Annotated in this window: 11 protein-coding genes and 1 pseudogene; 5 read left to right on the forward strand and 7 right to left on the reverse strand. The window is 42.9% G+C overall.

The genetic code is table 11. The features are described 5' to 3' along the window. The first annotated feature begins 197 nt into the window (after window positions 1-197). Together H5185_RS01255 and H5185_RS01260 are read left to right on the forward strand one after the other, a co-directional pair. Entirely contained in the window at window positions 198-1,490 is a 1,293-nt protein-coding gene (locus tag H5185_RS01255; protein ID WP_124016751.1) for an aerolysin family beta-barrel pore-forming toxin, read from the forward strand. 633 nt (window positions 1,491-2,123) lie between these two features. After that, window positions 2,124-4,013, forward strand: coding sequence for a S8 family peptidase (locus tag H5185_RS01260; protein ID WP_182741119.1), 1,890 nt, complete (start codon window positions 2,124-2,126; stop codon window positions 4,011-4,013). A 477-nt stretch (window positions 4,014-4,490) separates the two neighbouring features. On the opposite strand, the gene H5185_RS01265 is transcribed toward H5185_RS01260, so the two are convergent. Together H5185_RS01265 and H5185_RS01270 are read right to left on the reverse strand one after the other, a co-directional pair. After that, on the reverse strand, window positions 4,491-7,613 hold the full coding sequence (locus H5185_RS01265) for a M9 family metallopeptidase (protein ID WP_182741120.1): 3,123 nt from the start codon (window positions 7,611-7,613) through the stop codon (window positions 4,491-4,493). A 112-nt stretch (window positions 7,614-7,725) separates the two neighbouring features. Further along, on the reverse strand, window positions 7,726-7,869 hold the full coding sequence (locus H5185_RS01270) for a hypothetical protein (protein ID WP_165870101.1): 144 nt from the start codon (window positions 7,867-7,869) through the stop codon (window positions 7,726-7,728). Between the two features lie 221 nt (window positions 7,870-8,090). On the opposite strand from H5185_RS01270, the gene H5185_RS01275 reads away from it, so the two are divergent. Continuing rightward, window positions 8,091-9,062, forward strand: a complete 972-nt coding sequence (locus H5185_RS01275) for a GGDEF domain-containing protein (protein WP_182741121.1) — start codon at window positions 8,091-8,093, stop codon at window positions 9,060-9,062. Window positions 9,063-9,491: 429 nt separating this feature from the next. Beyond that, window positions 9,492-11,363 (forward strand): methyl-accepting chemotaxis protein, encoded by a 1,872-nt coding sequence (locus H5185_RS01280; RefSeq protein WP_182741122.1) that lies wholly within the window; start codon window positions 9,492-9,494, stop codon window positions 11,361-11,363. Window positions 11,364-11,553: 190 nt separating this feature from the next. On the opposite strand, the gene H5185_RS01285 is transcribed toward H5185_RS01280, so the two are convergent. Beyond that, on the reverse strand, window positions 11,554-12,336 hold the full coding sequence (locus H5185_RS01285; RefSeq protein WP_182698301.1) for a class I SAM-dependent methyltransferase: 783 nt from the start codon (window positions 12,334-12,336) through the stop codon (window positions 11,554-11,556). A gap of 130 nt (window positions 12,337-12,466) precedes the next feature. Here H5185_RS01285 and H5185_RS01290 point away from each other — a divergent pair, with 130 nt between their 5' ends. Next, window positions 12,467-13,312: a 23S rRNA (adenine(2030)-N(6))-methyltransferase RlmJ gene (locus tag H5185_RS01290; protein WP_182741123.1), complete on the forward strand. Its 846-nt coding sequence runs from the start codon at window positions 12,467-12,469 to the stop codon at window positions 13,310-13,312. A 268-nt stretch (window positions 13,313-13,580) separates the two neighbouring features. On the opposite strand, the gene H5185_RS01295 is transcribed toward H5185_RS01290, so the two are convergent. From H5185_RS01295 to H5185_RS01310, 4 genes and pseudogenes are all read right to left on the reverse strand, one after another. Further along, window positions 13,581-14,939, reverse strand: coding sequence for a M28 family peptidase (locus tag H5185_RS01295; RefSeq protein WP_404948437.1), 1,359 nt, complete (start codon window positions 14,937-14,939; stop codon window positions 13,581-13,583). 91 nt (window positions 14,940-15,030) lie between these two features. Continuing rightward, window positions 15,031-15,654: pseudogene (locus H5185_RS01300) on the reverse strand (lytic transglycosylase domain-containing protein); the annotation flags it as partial. Window positions 15,655-16,015: 361 nt separating this feature from the next. Further along, the gene (locus H5185_RS01305) at window positions 16,016-16,555 is read right to left on the reverse strand and encodes a hypothetical protein (protein WP_124016744.1); all 540 of its coding nucleotides are present in this window, start codon (window positions 16,553-16,555) and stop codon (window positions 16,016-16,018) included. Window positions 16,556-16,974: 419 nt separating this feature from the next. Further along, window positions 16,975-20,130, reverse strand: coding sequence for an efflux RND transporter permease subunit (locus tag H5185_RS01310; protein ID WP_182741125.1), 3,156 nt, complete (start codon window positions 20,128-20,130; stop codon window positions 16,975-16,977). Between the last annotated feature and the right edge of the window lie 8 nt (window positions 20,131-20,138).

Genomic DNA, 20,138 nt, shown 5'->3' on the forward strand with positions numbered 1-20,138 from the left:
AACCACACTCATTAACATATTTAACAATAACAAAACAACTTTAGATTTAATGTATTTTTATTTTGTTTAAAAAATATAAAAGTGTTAGCTTTTAAATGCGCATAGTAGTAATGATTAATTATATGTTTCCTGAGTACATATAATATCTATTTGCGCGTTCAATGAAGGACACTTTTAATTAAAATAAAGGAATAATCATGAGAACAAAATCAAATATAAAAATATTAACCTTATCCTGTTTAACTGCTTTAGGAGCAACCTCTTACTTTGTGGAAGCTGCTATCCCTAATACTATTCCAAAACTGTCTATGGTAGAGCACGCCGCCCCTGATCTTGATTCACTTAAAAATGATGTTATTTCTAACCCATCGTTTATCAGCTCACTATTCTCCCTAGGTCATCACCTTGGGTATGCTTGGGCTGGTGGTACCGCATCACAGTATGTTGGTCAGGATATAGAAGTAAGAAGAGAATCGGGCAACGAGTATAGTCTCAAAGCACGCTATAATAGCAATGATCCACATGCTGGCGGCTACCGCTCAAGTGAGCGTTTGAAGGTTAATTTACAAAATATACATTTTGTAACTAACCCTCAAGACTTACGGTTAGGTTCTCCTCAAGTTTATGATCGCGAAGCTATTTATACTGCTCCCGTGGTGATTTATAACTGGGGAGACACCGAAGATACCGGTGTAGCCACCCTAAATTATGACTACACCACCAGTTGGGCAAAAACTGATAATTTCTCCTTCTCTGAAAAAATTGGTGTCACCAATAAATACGAAGTGGGTATTCCTGGAATTGGCGGAGCGAGTTCTGAAATCAGCGCCGAATTTTCTGCTAGCCAAGGCTGGAGTGAAACCGACGGCAAAAGTACAACGATTTCTAGCCAAGCACAATATCGAGCAATGATGCCGCCTCGTAGTAAACGTTATATATCAATCACCCTATTTAAACAAAAGGCGGATGTTCCTTATACCTCCAGTTTATTTATGATGTACGATATAAAATATGAGAACTTCTTAAAATGGGGTGGTAATGCGCATATTGATCATCCGACAAATAGACCTAACTTCCCTTATACTTTTGGTGGAGCGAATGCGAATAATCTTAATGGGCCAGAAGCCTTAGTTGATCAATATCTTCATCAGGATATTAACGGTTACGGTGTATGGGATTGGCCTACTGCAGTTAACTCCGCAAACAGTAAAAACAATTTCGAATGGATATTGGCTAATATTAGTAGACAACATGGTGCGCCTATTAGTGGTAAGTTTACCGCTATCGATTCGAGTCAATTTAATATTGATGCTAGTGAAGCATATCCACTAACAGCTGAAGATATCGCTAACCGTCCCGAAAATTTACAAAGATCAGGACTTAATAGCAATATTCAGATGACTGTCGGTGACATCCAAAATGATGACTACGACGGTTTAATCAGAAATCTGAATATTTCGAAATCAAACCAAGTCATGTTAAATAATTAAAGTACCTTATACTTTTACCTAGTCAATGCGTTACAAAAAAGCTACTCATTCGAGTAGCTTTTCTTTAGCAGTTATTCCTGCATAAGTTAGTTATTCAATAAAGTCAGTAAACTTTTATACGATCCGCTTAATATAAAATCAAAGTGATAAGTTAAGCCTAGATAAAAATGATTCGGGCTGAAAGTTACCGACTGAGTATCACTAAGTCCACAACTTTAGGATGACAAATTTGAGAGTAAGCAGGCGACGTTATGTTATTAAGTGTAAAAGATTTCACAAAACGATGCATTTACAACTTATGTATGACGGCATAAAAACTTACTCAACCTAAAGGCTGACAAATTTCAAGCTAACTGAAAAAATTTAACATCAGAATACTAACCCATAATAAGCAATTCATTGTCATTATTGATCTTTTTTGAGTATTTCGTTGCCACCTACTTTTGTACTAAGACTTTTTTTACCGCGTTTATCCTAATAAGGTATTTTAAGCTCGAGATGTAACTAAATAGTTACAATTGATAATCGTTTGTCATTTACTAATCAAACCATTTTTAATAAAAATATGGCTGCATATCCTACTTTTTAGAGGTCTCGTCGTTTATGGAGACTATAAAAAAAATGGAGAATCGTATGGAACACAAACATAAAATAGCCCTCGCAGTATTGGCAGCCCTGAGCACACTTCCAATGCAATCCCAAGCAGCACAATTACTTCCAGTGAACAGTAACAAAGCCATTAAAGATACCTATATAGTGGTCTTTAATACCCCGAGTATTTTAAATCTACAAGATACATCCGCGTTAGCTAATTTTTCCACTCAACAAGCCAACATTCTCGCTAATGATTACAATATTAGCGTGGTGAAAAACTTCGGTAACGCACTAAATGGCGTATTGATTAAAGCCAATGCCAAGCAGATCGCTGAACTTCAAGATGACCCTAAAATTAAATACATAGAACAAGATCAAATGATGTCGATCTCCCCTATTATGTCTGCCAGTAGCGATCAAGGCAGTCCAACGTGGGGCTTAGACAGAATAGATCAGCGAGATCTGCCTTTCGATAACAACTACCATTACGATTATGATGGTACGGGGGTCACCGCCTATATTATCGATACAGGGGTACTCAATAGCCATAATGAATTTGGTGGACGAGCCACCAGTGGATATGACTTTATCGATAACGACTCAGATACCACAGACTGTAATGGCCATGGTACTCATGTTGCGGGCACAATCGGTGGTGCCAGCTATGGGGTTGCAAAAAATGTCAATATTGTTGGGGTACGGGTACTCAGTTGTAGTGGTTCAGGCAGTAACTCTGGAGTGATTGCAGGCATTAATTGGGTCAAAAATAATGCCTCTGGTCCTTCTGTAGCCAACATGAGCCTAGGTGGTGGTGCATCACAAGCAACAGATGATGCCGTTAATGCTGCGGTTGCTGCAGGGATTAGTTTTGTGGTTGCTGCAGGTAATGACAATAGCAATGCTTGTAATTACTCTCCAGCTAGTGCCGCCGATGCGATTACTGTGGGATCAACAACCAGCTCTGATTCACGCTCAAGCTTTTCAAACTATGGTACTTGTCTTGATATTTATGCCCCAGGCTCAAGCATCACCTCGGCTTGGTACACTTCAAACAGTGCAACTAACACCATTAGTGGTACTTCAATGGCCGCGCCACATGTTGCGGGGGTTGCTGCGCTATATCTTAATGAAACCCCCAGTATGACTCCAACACAAGTGACTAACTTGCTGGCGACAAGAGCAAGTAGCGGTAAGGTATCTGATGCAAAAACTGGATCGCCAAATTCACTGCTGTTCTCACTGGATGGCGATGGTGGTTGTGGTGATAACTGTCCGCCGCCGCCTTCTGACACTGAACTTCTTGATGGTCAAGCTATTGCAACAAGCGGGGGCCAGGGCTCAACAAGTTACTATTTCATTGATGTGCCAACCAATGCAACCAGCCTTGCGGTTACCTTAGCTGGTGGTTCTGGTGATGCCGATATGTATGTCAGCCAAGGGGTTAAACCGACCATTAATAGTTATCAATGTCGTCCATTTCAAAATGGTAATAATGAAAGCTGCGACTTCACTAATCCTGCTGCTGGTAAATGGTACGTTATGATCCAAGGTTACTCAGCCTTCGCTAATGCTAACCTTACTGCGGACTACAATCTAGGTGGCGGAAGTAGTTGTACAGACAGTGATTGTCTTGTTAATGGTGTTCCAAGAACAGGATTAAGCGGTGCAAGCAGTTCACAAACCTTTTATAAGGTCGTCGTACCAGCTAATAACACCCTCAATGTGACCATGAGTGGTGGTAGCGGTGATGCCGATATATACGTCAAAGCCGGCACACAACCGACCACAGGCAGTTTTGATTGTCGTCCCTACAAAAATGGTAACAATGAAAGCTGTTCTTTCACCCCAACGGTTGAAACGACTTATCATGTGATGCTAAGAGGTTACACTAACTATTCGGGGGTAAACCTAGTAGCAAACTATGAGTAAATAACCTTAAACGAGAAGTAAAAAATACCGGCTATTTCTGATTGAAGTAGACGGTATTTTTTTCACTAAACATTTGCCGCTTTAGCGCACGTTTATTCGTCACTATAAAAGTCTTTATCCGATTTCACTCTGCACGATTATGCTCAAAATATCGGCTTGAATAACCGATAATCATCCATTTTAACTATTATTCATAGCTGTAATTTAATTGTGGCCAAATACCGCCCAGATGACATTCAGGTGGTATTTATACCGACAATATAGAACAAGCATTCTGATAGACAATGTCGATAATAGTTAGCGAGCAACCGCTCAAATATAGGCTTAATAATTGGCCATAACTGTCGTTATGGCCGATTATTTATCTCAACGCTACGCGCATTAAGTCGATACATCTAGCCAACACTGCCGTTAGCATCAGGCCAAGCCTAAACCACTATTTACGGCAGTAAACTAACGAAATTGCATTGATTAGTTTTAACGTAAATCAACCTGCAGTGCGACTCCTGAACTCTGGGGTTCACTCTGCACTGTGATGTAATACCACCCCACGTTTGGTGCATCGACTGTGATACTTTCTTGAGTGTTAGCAGGCGTGACAGACGCTGCATCGAAGTGTTGAGCATTGGCCCACGTTGTCCCCGAAAACAGGCTCACATCACCACTGCCGTGGGCCGAGTTGATGCTTAACTGACTCGTACCTTCTGGCACCCAAAGATAGTAATCGCTGCGACCATCGGTGGTGCAGATGGCTTTGCCTGAACTCAGCTCACCATGACTCAAGGGTGATTGTGTCGCGCAGGCATTGTCGATTATAGCTGGCGTCGGCGTGTTGCTCGCGCCTGTATTGAGGGTGAGTGTTACGCCGCTAAACTCAGTGGCAGTATCCACTGTGATATAACGCCAGCCGCGATTGGCACTGAAGCTAAGCGACTCTTGATTACCCACTTGAGTGCTCTTGGCATCGGCATTATCGGCGTCGGCCCACTGGCTGGCATTGAAGTAAAGATTGGCATCCCCAGAACCGCCCTTAGTGGTGACGGTGAACTGAGTATTATCTTCCTCAACCCAGAAGTAGAAGCTGTTGCGTCCACCACTGATACACTCGTTTTTGCCCAGTGTGAGCTGGCCGTAATCTAAGGTCACTGCACCGCAATTTGCTGGTGGCTCAGGATCTACGCCGCCATCTCCCAGATCGGGATCAACATCAGCGAACAGCTCAGTGGTGCTAACTTGCATATCGACGCCGCCAAAATCCCCCGACAAGGTAATGTAGTGCCAATATTCGTCAGGGTTTAACTGCACTTTAATAACTTGATAGTTACCGTTGCCGATCCCCGCGCCTTGGTTTTGTTCTGGGCTTGCCCAACTTTTAGAATTGAAATAAATGTCGGCATCACCCCAACCGCCGCCAATCTTGATCCACAGATCTTGGGCCGAGCGCTCGGTATTAGTGAAACTGAAACTGGCGCGGCCGAGTTTGGAATCAATACATTCCATCGGCACATCGATTTTAAGGCTGGCCGATTCTGTGTAACGGTAGGCTTCGTTCGTCACTTGGCAAGGGGAGTAATCTTTACTGATAGTGCCCGCAGGACCAGTCCAGTTACCTTCACGGCCACTGGGCTCAGCATCGACATCACTTGGGCCTTTATCGACAATGCCATTGTCAGCCGTGCTCAAGCCGCTGGCGAGCCAACCTTTCCACTCGTTGTCGTAACGTGTACCGATACCATCCATAAAGGTTTGATATTCCGCGTATTGGTCGTTACGTAGGTAGGCGAGAATCTGTCTTACATCGTCCCTGTGATGCTCAAACATAAAGCGCACCGCAAGATAACCCCAACGGTAGATACGGTCTTGGCCCGATTCATAGTTGTTTTTGAATATGGTCGACAACATAAACTCACCGGTTTCGCCCATGGCAATCGCCGCGGTATTGGCATCACGGTAAGAAATGTATTCCGCTAGACCTTCAATCCACCAAATGGTATTGGCCGACGTGCCGCGACTAAAGTCACCAAACAGGTTATAGCGCCCGTCTAGGTAGTGCACATATTCGTGTTGCAGGTTCCAGACATGGAAATCCGGCGTGCGCCATTCGGCTTCATAGGCGATAAAACGCGCCTGATTTTTGAATCCGGCGGGCGAGCCTTCAAGGTACATGCCGCCGTTGTCGGTATTGATACCAAAGATACTGTTGGCTAAGGATTTATACTCAGACGAGCTGCCAAATATCACTAGCTCTAAATCATCGTTGTTATCTTGCCCTACAGGTTGCATGCCCGTTTCAAGTTTGCTGTGGAAATAGCTTTCTTGGCTGGTCAACACATCACAGGCCCACTTGGCTTGATCTTGATAGAGATCTTGGGCGCGGATCTTGAGACTGTCGGAGCATTTCCAGTTGAAAGGTAGGGTATCGGCCTCTAACTGCGCCTTAAAACCACAGATATTGTAATCGTTACAATGGCTGCGATCGTAATAGTCGGCCATTTCTGCCGTCGCGTACCAAAGCACTTTGCTCGGTTCGCTTTTACTGGTGCTGCTGAGGATGTTTTTAACTAGCTGAGTCACTCGCGGGCGCATGGCATCAATGTAATACAGCCGAGATAACTCTTTGACTGAGTTGACTAACAGATACTCTGCACTGGTGCCTAACAAGTCGCGGTGTTCGAGTTGAAAGTTATTTAGCGCATCTAAAATGCCTTGGTCACGTGCGAACAGCGCCTGCATGTCATCATTCCACTGGGCGCGGAATAAGGTGGTAAACACTGAGTTTGCTGCGGCGTTCATGGCGAAACTGGCTTGCCAGTTAGCGTCGTAGTCCGTTAGCACTTTTATGGTGACATGATTAAAATCGGCGCCGATCTCGGCAGAGTCAATCAGGATTAAGGCTTCTTTCAACACGCCAGCATTGTCATCGGAAACAGTCCAAATCGCAGCGTTCGCAAATAAAGCGTTGAGGGCCGATTTTAAGCTGGCCTTAGCGGCGCTGCTGTAAGCGGGTACATCATTTGGGCTGTAAAACTGCACATAGAGGGCTGCGCGGACAAAGTAAATATGCGATTCAAGATGCTGAACATCGACCCCAGTGTAGTCCTTGGCTTTAGTGGCAATGGCGTTGGCGACACTGATCACATTGGCCTCGCTAAATAGCGCGGTCGCAGCACTGCCTTTGAGGCTATAGAGCTTACCGACGCATTCGGGTGTCGATTGGCTCAATTGATCCACTAGGGCTTGGCCCGATTTACCGACAAAGTCACTGCAGTCATTGCTCTGCACTGCGGCGCTGCGACTCTGTAACTTAAGTGGCAGTTGCTCCGAGACATCTATATGACGTTTTTGACGCGAATGTACCTCAAGTGAATCTATTGGGGTGGGCTCATTTGGTGATGCCATCAATGGCGTCTCCCGCAGCAGCGCTCTATGGGATTCAATTTGGCTAATGGGCGCCGAAGGCGGTAGTGGCAAAGGTTGAGCTTGTGGTGGGTTTAGGTTTAGTTTGTTAGTGGCTAAGGGGTTATTTGTATGATTGTCATGGGCAATAGCGGGAATCGAAACGGCTAAACTAATAGTCGCGAAGAGTAATATCTTTTTCATTGTGTATCCATTTTTATCTTGTCTGCAATGCAGATCTTCCTTGGGCGTTATTTGATGCGTGTAATATAAGCTTGCATCAAACCTCATTGGCCTTTTTACTGAATAAACAATGCTATAACTTGGTTAAACCGTAAAAAGTACCCAGAAATAATGGCGGTAATTGGTCAAAACATCCAGTGTTTGCCAGACTATTTTCTGCTTCGCTCCATTTTATCGCCCTACTAGGGTTTGCTCTATCTGCACGTTGCTCCAACATAATGACGCCTTAGGCGGCATGGAATAACCAATGACGTTGCTAACCTCACCGGACAGTAAAGTGACAGAAACAGACATGTATCTAGGCATCAGCATTGAATCTCAATTGGATAGCATTTTATGTAAACAAATTGCTGCTGACATATTTTCAAGTAAAAAAGGTTTCCACTTGGTAATATGTAGCTTGATAAGAATAATCATTCATTTTACTGCGAGAGCATTATGATCAATCAACTACAGCAAAAATATCAACTGTCATTATTTTTGCTACTGGGTACTGTGGCTATAATGGGTGTTTTTCCATTTGTAGTAATACGTTACCTCGATGGTAACTTTATTGCTGCTAGTATTGATATAACGCTCATACTAGGCATAGTCGCATTGGTCGCTTATGCATATTTCTCTAAAAAAATCCGCATAGTAAGCGCAATAGCAGCGGTATTTATTAATACCGGTGTTGTAGCCATAGTGATAGCGAATGGAATCGACAGTTTTTTGTGGGTTTATCCTGTCTTCGCAAGTACTTTTATTCTAGTCAGACCGCTTGAGGCCTTATGTATTAATTTCGTCGCTGGCGTTGCTATGGTGGCCTTGTCTGATATTTTTAATACAATTTCATTAAACTCCTTTGTTATAACAATCTTGATGTTATCAATGAGTGCATTTATTCATGCCAGTCATGGCGTGAAGCAGTTTCTCTTACTAAAAAAGCTCAACACTATTGATGAACTCACTGGCGCATTTAATCGCCGCGCCATGAGCTCAGATATAAAAGCGGCTTTATCTAATGCAGAAAATAATGGTATTGAGCAATTATTGGCTATTCTAGATTTAGATTACTTTAAAACAGTCAATGACAAGTTCGGCCATGCTGTTGGAGACCAAGTACTAAAAGATTTTGTAACTATCACCACCTCACATATTGGTAAATACGATCGACTTTATCGGTTCGGGGGCGAAGAGTTTGTATTACTAATTCCCAATATGAGTGATCAACATATGTTTATTGATAATCTTAAAACGGCGATTAAGCAAGAGTTGAAAACACCAGATGGCAAAGAAATAACCGTGTCATTTGGCGTTGCCCCATGGGTACCGGGTACAACGGCTGATACTTGGCTACAACGCGCAGACGAGGCACTTTATCTCGCAAAGGGACAAGGTCGTGACTGTGCTGTGTTCAGCAATAAGTAGCTTTTGCTAGACTTAGCGATTAATAGCAATCTGTAACAGTATGCTTGTGACCGCAAGCTACAGTAATGGATAAATATCAATTTATCCTGATAAACAGATTTAAAGCCTTTTTAGTATAAATACACTAGATGTGAATACTTTAAACAAAAAAAATACAAGTTGGATTTATATGTCTTTTTTATATTTACATTAATAGAATTTTAAATTAAAAATTAACATTCAGAATCAGTGAATATTTTATAAACATGACAAAAGCGACATTAATATTGTTATACATTGATTTTAATTTTGTTGCTTTATTATGTGTGCGAAAATAAAAGCAAGATTGAGATGACTCTCCCTTATCTCAATTCATATTCTAAATTCAGCAACCACAAAGCTGCATTTATTTTCGTATCTCAATTTAAATAAACAGTATTAACATCCCATATGAAGTCATATTCACTAAAGCAAAAGATATTACTATCGGTTGTCCTCGCCCTTGCGGTTGTCATTGGACTATTATCGTGGCACAGCTATTCAACCCAAAAAAGCTCGTTACTACAAAGTAGTGTTAATCAGGTAAGTGAATCTGGTAAACAACAGGCAAAACTAATTGAAGGATGGTTGGCTGATCGTAAACGGATCATCAGCTCAGTTGCCACTAAGGTCGAAGGTGATACGCTTAATGCATTGCAACAAGCAAAAATCTCCGGCGATTTTCAGCTAACCTATTTCGGTAACAATAATGGCATAATGATTGATTCAGACCCGAGTATTGATCGTACCGGCTATGATCCTAGATCGCGTCCTTGGTACCATCAATCACAACAAGCACGTAAAACAATTATTACCAAACCTTACGTAGATGTCGCCTTTAATGTATTGGTCGTCACTATCGCTAAACCGACCAACAATGGCGTAGTTGCTGGCGATGTTTCAATTGCTAGCTTAGTCGATAGCGTCAACAGCATGTCCCTGCCAGCCAATGGTTATGCCATCATGATGCATAAAGACGGCACTGTGATTGCTTATAAAGACACAAATAAATTGATGGGCAAAATTACGTCTATTGATAATAAGTTAAGCGGTCAATTGATCCAATCAAGTCGTCAAACAGGCAAATTAGTACCTGTCTATTTTGATACTGAAGGCAGAGATAAATTACTCTGGAGCGAAGAGATACCGAATACTGATTGGCAATTGATTTTTGTACTCGACCAACAAACCCTAGAAGCACCACTTGCCAGTTTAATGTTTACCCAACTAGGATTGGCTGTATTAGTACTGATTATCAGTGTGTTATCAATTTCATGGTTATTAAGCCTGTTACTTGCACCATTAAGCCGTGTATCACAAGCATTATCCCGCATCGCTGACGGCAATGGTGATTTAACCCAACGCATCACTGTCGACAGTCAGGATGAAGTCGGGGTGCTAGCCGATAACTTTAACCGCTTTGTGAGTAGTCAACATCAGCTGATCAGCCATATTCGTCATCTGGCGCACGAACTGCATTTAGATGCAGAGCAGAGTTTACTTACAAATCAAACAAGTGTTGATGAGCTACAACGCCAACAGCAAGAAGTCGCAATGGTTGCGACTGCAGTGACGGAAATGTCATGCGCAACCCATGAAATTGCAGCCAATGCTGAAAGTACTGCTGCGGCGGCACAACAGTCAACCCAAAGCAGTATTCAAGGTAAAGGTTTAGTTGATAAAACTCGCACGACCATTAATTCGTTGGCATCAGAAATAGATGAAACCACTACCGTCATTGGTAAATTAAGCCTACATGCACAAGCCATCTCTAGCATTTTGACAACAATTCAAGGGATTGCTGAGCAAACTAACTTATTGGCATTAAATGCAGCCATTGAGGCTGCTCGTGCGGGTGAACAAGGTCGTGGTTTTGCCGTAGTGGCTGATGAAGTGCGAGTATTATCTCGTCGGACTCAAGACTCAACGGCAGAGATTTATACCACTATCGAAACCTTACAAAGCACAACCAAACAAGCTGTTTGCTTGATGGACAGTAGTAAAACATTAGCCAATAACAGTGTTGATGATGTTAACGCTGCGGCAAACGCTCTGGAAGAAATCACTGAAGCGGTCAATATGATTTCTGATATGGCGGGTCAAATAGCCATAGCAGCAGAAGAGCAAACACAGGTGACGAACGAAATAACTAAGAATACTGTCGCGATAAAAGATGTCACCGATGAGATCACCTCATCGGCGATGACTCATTTAGACCAAGCGACAATGCTCAAAGACCGTGCGACAGATTTGAGTAACAAAGTCGCCACCTTTATTTTGTAACCATGATTTATTAGTCTGGTGCAGGCATATTGCTAAGCAAGAATATCCTACCGAGTTCCAACGACATTGGGATGAGTCTTTTGAGGTAAAAGCCAGTTAGCTTTCCTCAAAGGCTCAACAAAATCAAGATTCGTAATCTAAAGCCAATAGTAATAACCTAAAACACTAATATTCGATGTTCGACTTGATGCTATTTCATCGCGGATTTGATGTATAAATCGAAGCGATTTTTTTTAGTTTCAATCACAGAATGCGGCTTTACACCGTCTAAATCCTCCGCGTAATCAGGGCGTTTTACAACGACACGCTTGGTGGCTAATGCGATAGCAGGTGCCAGTAATCCATCGGCATCAAGATCAGCCCCAACTAAGGTTTGGAATACTCGCATTTCTTTTTTTACCAGCGCTGACTTTTCACGGTGTGGGTACATGGGATCAAGGTAAACCACATCAATCTCGCTGACGTTAGTGCTCGTTTTCACCGCATCGGCTAATGCATTGAGGCTGGAACCATGGAACAAGCTCATACGCTCATGCATCCATTGGCCAATTTCAGCATCATCATACGCGCGGCGTAAACCGTCTTCGAGTAGCGCGGCAACCACGGGGTTTCGTTCAACCATAATGACTTTACAACCTAGGCTGGCCAATACAAATGCATCACGGCCTAAGCCGGCAGTTCCATCCACAACCGTTGGCGTTAAGCCTTGTTTTAATCCAACCGCTTTGGCGATAGATTGACCTCGCCCGCCACCAAACTTACGCCGATGAGCAACCGCACCAGAAACAAAATCAACACTAATGCCGTCTAGTTTAGGCTCATCTCGTTTATGCAAACTTAGGCAGTTTTGCTCAAAGCGCAATTCAAAAGCAGCATGCTGGTCCCACACAAGCTGCCAGCGCTGGGCAATATCGACTAATGAAGGATACTGCTGATTAAAGAAGATAGGTGTCTGCAACAAGATGATTACCATGCCAATATAAGAAACTACGCCATTATGCCAAAAGCCATCACCAGTGAACACCTATACCTCGCGCGCTAGAAAACTTATAATGTCGTTATTACACAGTTTTTGCTGTCTCATTTAGTAAATGGAAATGCCCATGCTCAGTTATCGCCACGGTTATCATGCAGGCAATTATGCCGATGTGCTTAAGCACTCAATGCTTATTCAAGTATTAAAAGCGATGCAGAAAAAAGATAAACCTTATGTGTATATCGATACTCATGCAGGTGCCGGCGCCTACTCATTGACCGATGAGTTTGCTCAGAAAACGGGCGAGTATTTAGACGGCGTGGCTAAATTATGGGACCACGCAAATTTACCTACTGCATTGGCTGATTACGTTGAGACAGTAAAGCACTTTAACGCTGAGTTTGATGGTGAATTAACGGTTTACCCTGGTTCACCTGCGATTGTCGATGTCGAACTGCGTCCGCAAGATCGTATGGTATTGCACGAACTGCATGTTACTGACCACGAGTTACTGGAAAATTATTTCATTGACGACAAGCAAGTAAAAGTCATTCGAGGCGATGGTTTAAAAGGATTAATTGCCGCGGTTCCTCCATTAGAGCGCCGTGGAGTCATATTAATTGATCCCAGCTATGAAATGAAAACTGACTATCAGGATGTGGCTGAAACCATTATTAAAGCTCATAAACGTTTTGCGACTGGAACATTTGTTTTATGGTATCCAGTGGTAAAACGTGAGCAAACAGAAGCTATGTTAACCTTGCTAAAAAACAGCGGAATTAAAAAACAGTTGCGTATTGAGCAAGCCGTTAGCGCTGACAGTGACGAGTTTGGCATGACAGCTGCTGGCTTATGGGTTATTAACCCACCTTGGCAATTAGATGTATTAGCTAAAGAAGCATTAGATTATTTAACCCCATTATTAGGTCATGCCGATGGCCGTACGACTGTGAAATGGGAAGTCGGCGAATAATTTAGCCTCTGCAGGGTTTATGTTGCTGTGGCGTGTAAATGATTAATGATTTAGTGGCTAAGATTATTTAACGCCGTTATTAAATCTAGATCATGCCGATGGCCATACGACTGTGAAGTGGGAAGTCGGTGAATAATTTAGCCTCTGCAGGGTTTATGTTGCGGTCCAATGTGAAGAATGATTACTGATAGTAGATAATAGAAAATGCCCAAACCGCAGCAACGGTTTGGGCATTTTTGTTGGTTATCTTCAAAGCTGTTACTGAGCGTTATTTAAAGAATGCACCTGCTGCACCCGGAAACACTACTGGGCTGACATTGCCATTCGCGGCAACGCTGGCCACGCCATATAAGTAATTATCGATAACCATATTATCCAACGTGAACTGATTAACCTTGCCGACATAGCGACTGTGAGTCCATTGTGGCACTGTGGTTAAACGCCAATAGACGCGATATCCAACAACAGTTTTATCATCACTTTTTGCCCAACTTAAAGTGGTACTTGGTGATACTTGCCCTGCAATGGTAACCTTGGTTGGCGGTGCTGGTGCCCACGCTTGTGACGCTAAGCTCAGTGCATTAAGTGCAGTCAATTTGGCTGTAAAGTCAAAATCGACACCTTCAATCACATCACCATACGCAATGCCATCTTCAACGCGAATATCTTGATGCTGACGATTATAGTTCTCGTTGGTTTCCATAATCCGTACGGCAGGCAAGCCAGCCTGATTAAACGGTAAATGATGTCCACCACGACCAAAACGGTCGAGGCGATACACTAGCATCACCTCTAAATTAGTCATGTACTGGTCTGCTAACGATTTAATTTTACGGGCTAAATTACGTGAAGCAGAATCATTTTCGCCGCCACTAAAATAGCGTTCTTTGGCTTCATCTGCGGTTTCGGCAATACGTACACCTTCAGAAAACACCCGCACACTACTGTTATTCACCACGCCATTAATGCCTGATATATTGCCAATCATGTCATTATTTAATACTGCTTGAACCTGCCAATTTTGCGCTTTAGCATAGTCAGCTAAAATATTACCGCCATACAGGCCTTGCTCTTCGCCCGACAACGCAGCATAAACGATAGTGCCGTTAAATTGATATTTTGATAATACGCGAGCAGCTTCTAGCGCTCCCGCAACCCCCGACGCATTGTCATTAGCGCCAGGAGAAATTGAGCTGGCATCTAATACATCACTGACACGTGAATCAATATCACCGCTCATCATCACTACGCGCTTAGGATCTGTTTGACCACGTTGAATAGCAATAACATTAACCACTTCGGTTGGGTTCGCAATTCGTTTACCTTGAACGGTATCAGCCACAGTCACCACTTCTAAACAGCCGCCACACTCTTTAGATATACGATTAAATTCAGCTTCAATCCAACGTCTTGCAGCACCAATACCCTGGGTATCAGATTGAGTATCAGACAAGGTATGGCGGGTTCCGAAACCGACTAAAGTGCGAATATCTTGCTCAATCCGCTGGGCTTGTGGTGCAGTCGCGATGTCGTATAAACGCACATCTTCTTGCGATGGCGCAGCTGATGATTTATCGGCAGCAACGGCGGGGACAGCTACAGCGCCCAATATCAGTAATCCGGCCATACTAGCAAGGCCATAGCCCTGAGTGCGACGGAACGGGATACGCTTGGAGTGAAGTTTATCAAGTAAATGATTCATTAATAATTACCTTAAATTAACTGGCTAATGCCTTTTGATAGCGTTTTAATAATATTTTTACACGCTTTACATAAGCTTGTGTTTCAGGATAGGGCGGTATGCCGCGGTATTGCATCACAGTAGTCGGGCCAGCATTGTATGCTGCACACGCAAGGTCAATGTCGCCGTTGAATTGGCTGAGTAACTGTGCAAGATAACGACTGCCACCGCGAATATTTTGCTGAGCATTAAAAGGATCATCAACGCCCATATCGCTGGCGGTCGCTGGCATTAACTGCATCAAGCCTTTGGCACCCGCTTTTGATAGTGCACCCATTTTGAAAGCCGACTCAGCATGAATAACGGCCCGAATAAGTGCAGGATCCAGCTGATATTGGCGCGCTGCTAAAGCAACATCGGCAGCAAAAGGTGAAGTAAATAATGGAATTTTATACCAATCGATAACCGAGTCGACACGACATGCAAAACATTCATACAACAGCACTTGGTAGTCATCACCCTGCGGTTGTACATCGCTAAATACCATCACGCCATTGGTTTGCTTATATTGGTAAACTTTACGTTTTTCAACGCCTAAATCACTCACGATACCATTGTCGGAATAACTCGCCTTAATGCGCTGCTTACTCGGTACACTGGCCGACGGCTTTAACGGGTAGTCATTCGTTAAGGTGCGCGGCTGCGGTTTTTCATAGACATAGCCTACTGTTAATGACAATGGATCTTTGATTGAATCAACCTTGCTTCGACTCGTCATCTTATCCATTTCTGATGCCGGAGCGGTGTTTTCTGCAACGGGTGCAGGTTGTGTAGGTTGTAACGATAACTGTTTTTTAACTGCGGCTTGTTCAGGCAAGTACTTAGCTTTGAGTTGTGGCTTGTCAACTTCTTCTACGGCGGGATAAATCACTTGTTTGGCTTGCACCTGCATATGTAAACCAGCGCAAGCCAACAATCCCATGATACCCAATAGCGTCTGTCGATTACCCCATATCATTGGGTTAGTCCTGCACTTGATCGAATATTGGCATCGGCGCGATACGCGCAAATTTAGCCACAGCAGATCCAGGAAAAATTTTAACACCGCTGTTTAACTCGTCGACGGCTTTGCGGTAAAAATCCTCTGCATGGACAAAATCGAGTTCTAACTGTAAATACTCGGCAAGCTGGTCAGCACACAGTTTGTCTTTATTTACCGTTGATAATAACGCCTCTAAACCTTGATCAATCTGTTGCCACGCAGCAATAGATACCGACAAGGAACCGCCCGCTACGTTTGATTCTTCTATGGGTTGTTCCCAATCATGTTGGGGCTGCATTTGTTTAAGTTGCAACAATTGAGCTTGTTGATCATCAGTTAGGGGGTGTTGATACGACTTTTTTTCCTGGCACAGTTCAGTGAACAACATTAATCTTTTATCAATTTTTGCGTCGATCACTTTCAGCGCTTCAATGGCTGAAGTGCGCTTTTTAAGTAAACTGGCATACCAAAGATAAGCCAGAATAGCGGCTAAAGTGAGGCTAATAAATAGCGCCTGCATGGTGACATCCTTTATTATTGTTATTCACTATCATAATCATAATTTAATCAAAAGTTCATCTTTATCGATGATAGCTTAGCTAAAAAATAACCATTAAAGTATCAGTAAAGCACGAATAGATGTTAATAAGCGGTTTTAATTAACATTTTGACTATAACACAACAAATCTGCACATATGTGACCTAAAACTGTACCATTTAAAATTAAATAGCTAACTTTATCAGATACCTAATATAATTTTAACCAGAGTGTTTTTTAAACACATTTTCAGTTTTCTATTGAATATAAATCAAAATACCGTTTAATAATGCCGACTTAATACCTTTTGAGTCAGTTTTCACTCTCTGTATCTTTTAAAAAACAATAGTCATAAAAAAGCCCAGTTAAACTGGGCTTTTTACAATCAATAATGTAAAAAATTAAATATTTTTTCTATCGTTATCGACTTGTTCATCTTCCTCTTCCGTTGGTTTTTCACGCTTACTGAAAATGCGCTCAACCACCACAAAGAATAACGGCACAAAGAAGATACCTAAGAAGGTGGAGGTCATCATACCGCCCAATACCGCAGTACCGATGGCATTTTGACTACCAGAGCCAACTCCAGAACTAATCGCTAATGGCACAACACCTAAACCAAATGCTAATGAAGTCATTAGAATTGGGCGTAAACGCACACGTACCGCATGTAATGTTGCCTCAATTAGCCCAGATCCTTTTTCGTAATATTCCTTGGCAAACTCGACAATTAGAATGGCGTTTTTAGTCGCCAGGCCCACCGTGGTTAACAGACCGACTTGGAAGAATACGTCGTTAGGTAAACCGCGACCATTCATTGCCAATAGCGCCCCAATAATCCCTAGTGGTACCACTAAAATCACCGATAAAGGCACTGACCAGCTTTCATACAGAGCAGCCAATACCAAGAACACAATTAGGATAGATAAAGCATACAAACTAGGTGCTTGATTACCCGACAAACGTTCTTCGTACGACAAACCATTCCACTCTAAGCCGTACCCTGGAGGAAGCTGCTTGGCCATCTCCTCTAATGCATCCATCGCGTCACCAGTGCTATAACCCGGTGCTGTTGAGCCTTGAATATTGACCGCGGGTACACCGTTAAAGCGCTGTAATTGTGGTGAGCCAAATTCCCAAGTACCGGATGCAAATGCCGAAAACGGTACCATTTCACCATTATTGTTACGTACATACCAAGAGTCTAAATCACCAGGTTGCATACGATATTTAGCATCCCCCTGAACATAAACCTTTTTAACTCGGCCACGGTCAATAAAGTCATTCACATATGACCCACCCCATGCGGTACCCAGCACGCTGTTGACGCTATTAATATCAATATCTAAAGCACGCAATTTAGCGTGATCAATATTAATTTTGTATATCGGCGCATCTTCCTGACCATTTGGACGAACCCCAACAAGATTCGAGTTTTGTGAAGCCATGCCTAATAATTGATTACGCGCTTCAATTAACTTGGCGTGTCCTTGACCATTTAAGTCTTTCAGGTAGACATCAAAACCATTTGCAGTACCAAGCTCGATCACTGATGGCGGTACAAAGGCAAACACTAACGCCTCTTTAATTTGCGCAAAGTGACCCATGGCTCGTCCTGCCAATGATTTAACATCTTCACCCGGTGCTTCACGTTCAGACCAATCTTTTAAACCCACAAACGCAAGTCCCATATTTTGCCCAGAACCAGCAAAACTGAAACCTGAAACGGTAAAGACTGACCTCACAATGTCTTTTTCTTCAGTAAGATAATAATTAGAAACGTCTTTTAATACCTTAACCGTGCTTTCTTGGGTGGAGTTAGTTGGCAAAATCGCTTGTGTAAACAAGATACCTTGGTCTTCATCGGGTAAGAATGCCGTTGGCATGCGTAAGAAAATCCAACCCACAGCAATAACTAAACCAACATAAATCAGCATGACTCTAAAAGAACGCTTAAGAATACTGCCGACACTTGATTCATAACGCGATGTCATTGCATCAAACTTACGGTTAAACCAGCCAAAGAACCCTGTATCTGCGTAGGAATGACCTTTTTCGATTGGTTTTAACATGGTGGCACATAATGCCGGCGTTAACACGATGGCGACAAACACCGATAAAGCCATCGCTGAAACAATAGTAATAGAGAACTGACGATAAATGACCCCGGTGGAGCCAGACATAAATGCCATTGGTACGAACACCGCCGACAAGGTCAAACCGATACCGACTAAGGCACTGGTAATTTGATCCATTGATTTTCGGGTTGCCTCAAGCGGACTTAAGCCTTCTTCAGACATTACGCGTTCAACGTTTTCAACCACAACAATCGCATCATCTACTAGCAAACCAATCGCCAATACCATGGCAAACATGGTTAAGGTATTAATGGTAAAACCGGCTGCAGATAACACAGCAAATGTTCCTAATAACACCACAGGCACAGCGATTGTTGGAATAAGTGTTGCTCTAAAATTTTGTAAAAACAGGTACATGATCAAGAACACCAACACTATGGCTTCTATCAATGTATGCACCACACCTTCGATTGATTGCTCAACGAACGGCGTTGTATCATAGGGATAAACCACCTCAAGCCCTTGAGGGAAAAACTCTTTCATCTCATTAACTTTGGCTTTAATACCCTCTGCAGTGTCTAACGCATTCGCACCGGTGGCTAATTTAAACGCTAAACCAGATGCGGGTTTACCATTATAATATGAGTCTACCGCGTAGCTTTCTGCGCCTAATTCCACTCTGGCAACATCGGCTAGAAAAACGTTGGCGCCCGACGAATCAGATTTAACAATAATTTTCTTAAACTGCTCTGGTGTTTGTAAGCGGCTTTGTGCTGATACCGTCGCGTTAAGCTCTTGACCCGCAACCGAAGGCGCACCACCTAATTGACCCGCTGATATCTGAGCATTTTGCTCACGTATTGCAGCAATGACATCAATACTGGTTAGTTTGTATTGGGTTAACTTAAGCGGGTCTAACCAAATACGCATTGCGTACTGCGCACCAAAAAGTGTCAGTTCACCCACACCAGGTACACGGCTCATTGGGTCTTGTACGTTGGCAGCAACATAATCGGCAATATCGCTTTTCCCCATTGAACCATCAGCAGACACAAAGCCAAGCACCATTAAAAAGCCCGAGCTGGACTTGTTAACTTGTACACCTTGTTGCTGAACTTCAGTGGGTAATAACGGAGTAGCCGCTTGCAGCTTATTCTGAACTTGTACTTGAGCAATATCAGGATCGGCCTCAGCATTAAACGTCAGGGTAATCTTCGCATTACCAAAACTGTCACTGGTCGATGAGATATAACGTAAGTGATCCAGCCCGGTCATGCGCTGCTCAATCACCTGAGTAACCGTGTCTTCCATGGTTTTAGCCGAAGCACCAGGATAGAAAGCACTGATCACCACTGTTGGCGGTGCAATACTCGGATACTGTGCAATGGGCAAGCCTTTAATGGCTAACACACCCGCGAGCATAATTAATAATGCAATCACCCAAGCAAAAATAGGGCGATCAATAAAAAAGCGAGCCATAATGATTC

This window comes from Shewanella sp. SG44-6 (genome assembly GCF_014164185.1).
In the GTDB taxonomy this organism is placed as follows: domain Bacteria; phylum Pseudomonadota; class Gammaproteobacteria; order Enterobacterales; family Shewanellaceae; genus Shewanella; species Shewanella vesiculosa.

Bases quoted from the DNA above. Each gene is read 5' to 3' on its own strand.
- H5185_RS01255 (WP_124016751.1), top strand. From the start codon at position 198: ATGAGAACAAAATCAAATATAAAAATATTAACCTTATCCTGTTTAACT.
- H5185_RS01260 (WP_182741119.1), top strand. From the start codon at position 2,124: ATGGAACACAAACATAAAATAGCCCTCGCAGTATTGGCAGCCCTGAGC.
- H5185_RS01265 (WP_182741120.1), bottom strand. From the start codon at position 7,613: ATGAAAAAGATATTACTCTTCGCGACTATTAGTTTAGCCGTTTCGATT.
- H5185_RS01270 (WP_165870101.1), bottom strand. From the start codon at position 7,869: ATGTTGGAGCAACGTGCAGATAGAGCAAACCCTAGTAGGGCGATAAAA.
- H5185_RS01275 (WP_182741121.1), top strand. From the start codon at position 8,091: ATGATCAATCAACTACAGCAAAAATATCAACTGTCATTATTTTTGCTA.
- H5185_RS01280 (WP_182741122.1), top strand. From the start codon at position 9,492: ATGAAGTCATATTCACTAAAGCAAAAGATATTACTATCGGTTGTCCTC.
- H5185_RS01285 (WP_182698301.1), bottom strand. From the start codon at position 12,336: ATGGTAATCATCTTGTTGCAGACACCTATCTTCTTTAATCAGCAGTAT.
- H5185_RS01290 (WP_182741123.1), top strand. From the start codon at position 12,467: ATGCTCAGTTATCGCCACGGTTATCATGCAGGCAATTATGCCGATGTG.
- H5185_RS01295 (WP_404948437.1), bottom strand. From the start codon at position 14,939: ATGGCCGGATTACTGATATTGGGCGCTGTAGCTGTCCCCGCCGTTGCT.
- H5185_RS01305 (WP_124016744.1), bottom strand. From the start codon at position 16,555: ATGCAGGCGCTATTTATTAGCCTCACTTTAGCCGCTATTCTGGCTTAT.
- H5185_RS01310 (WP_182741125.1), bottom strand. From the start codon at position 20,130: ATGGCTCGCTTTTTTATTGATCGCCCTATTTTTGCTTGGGTGATTGCA.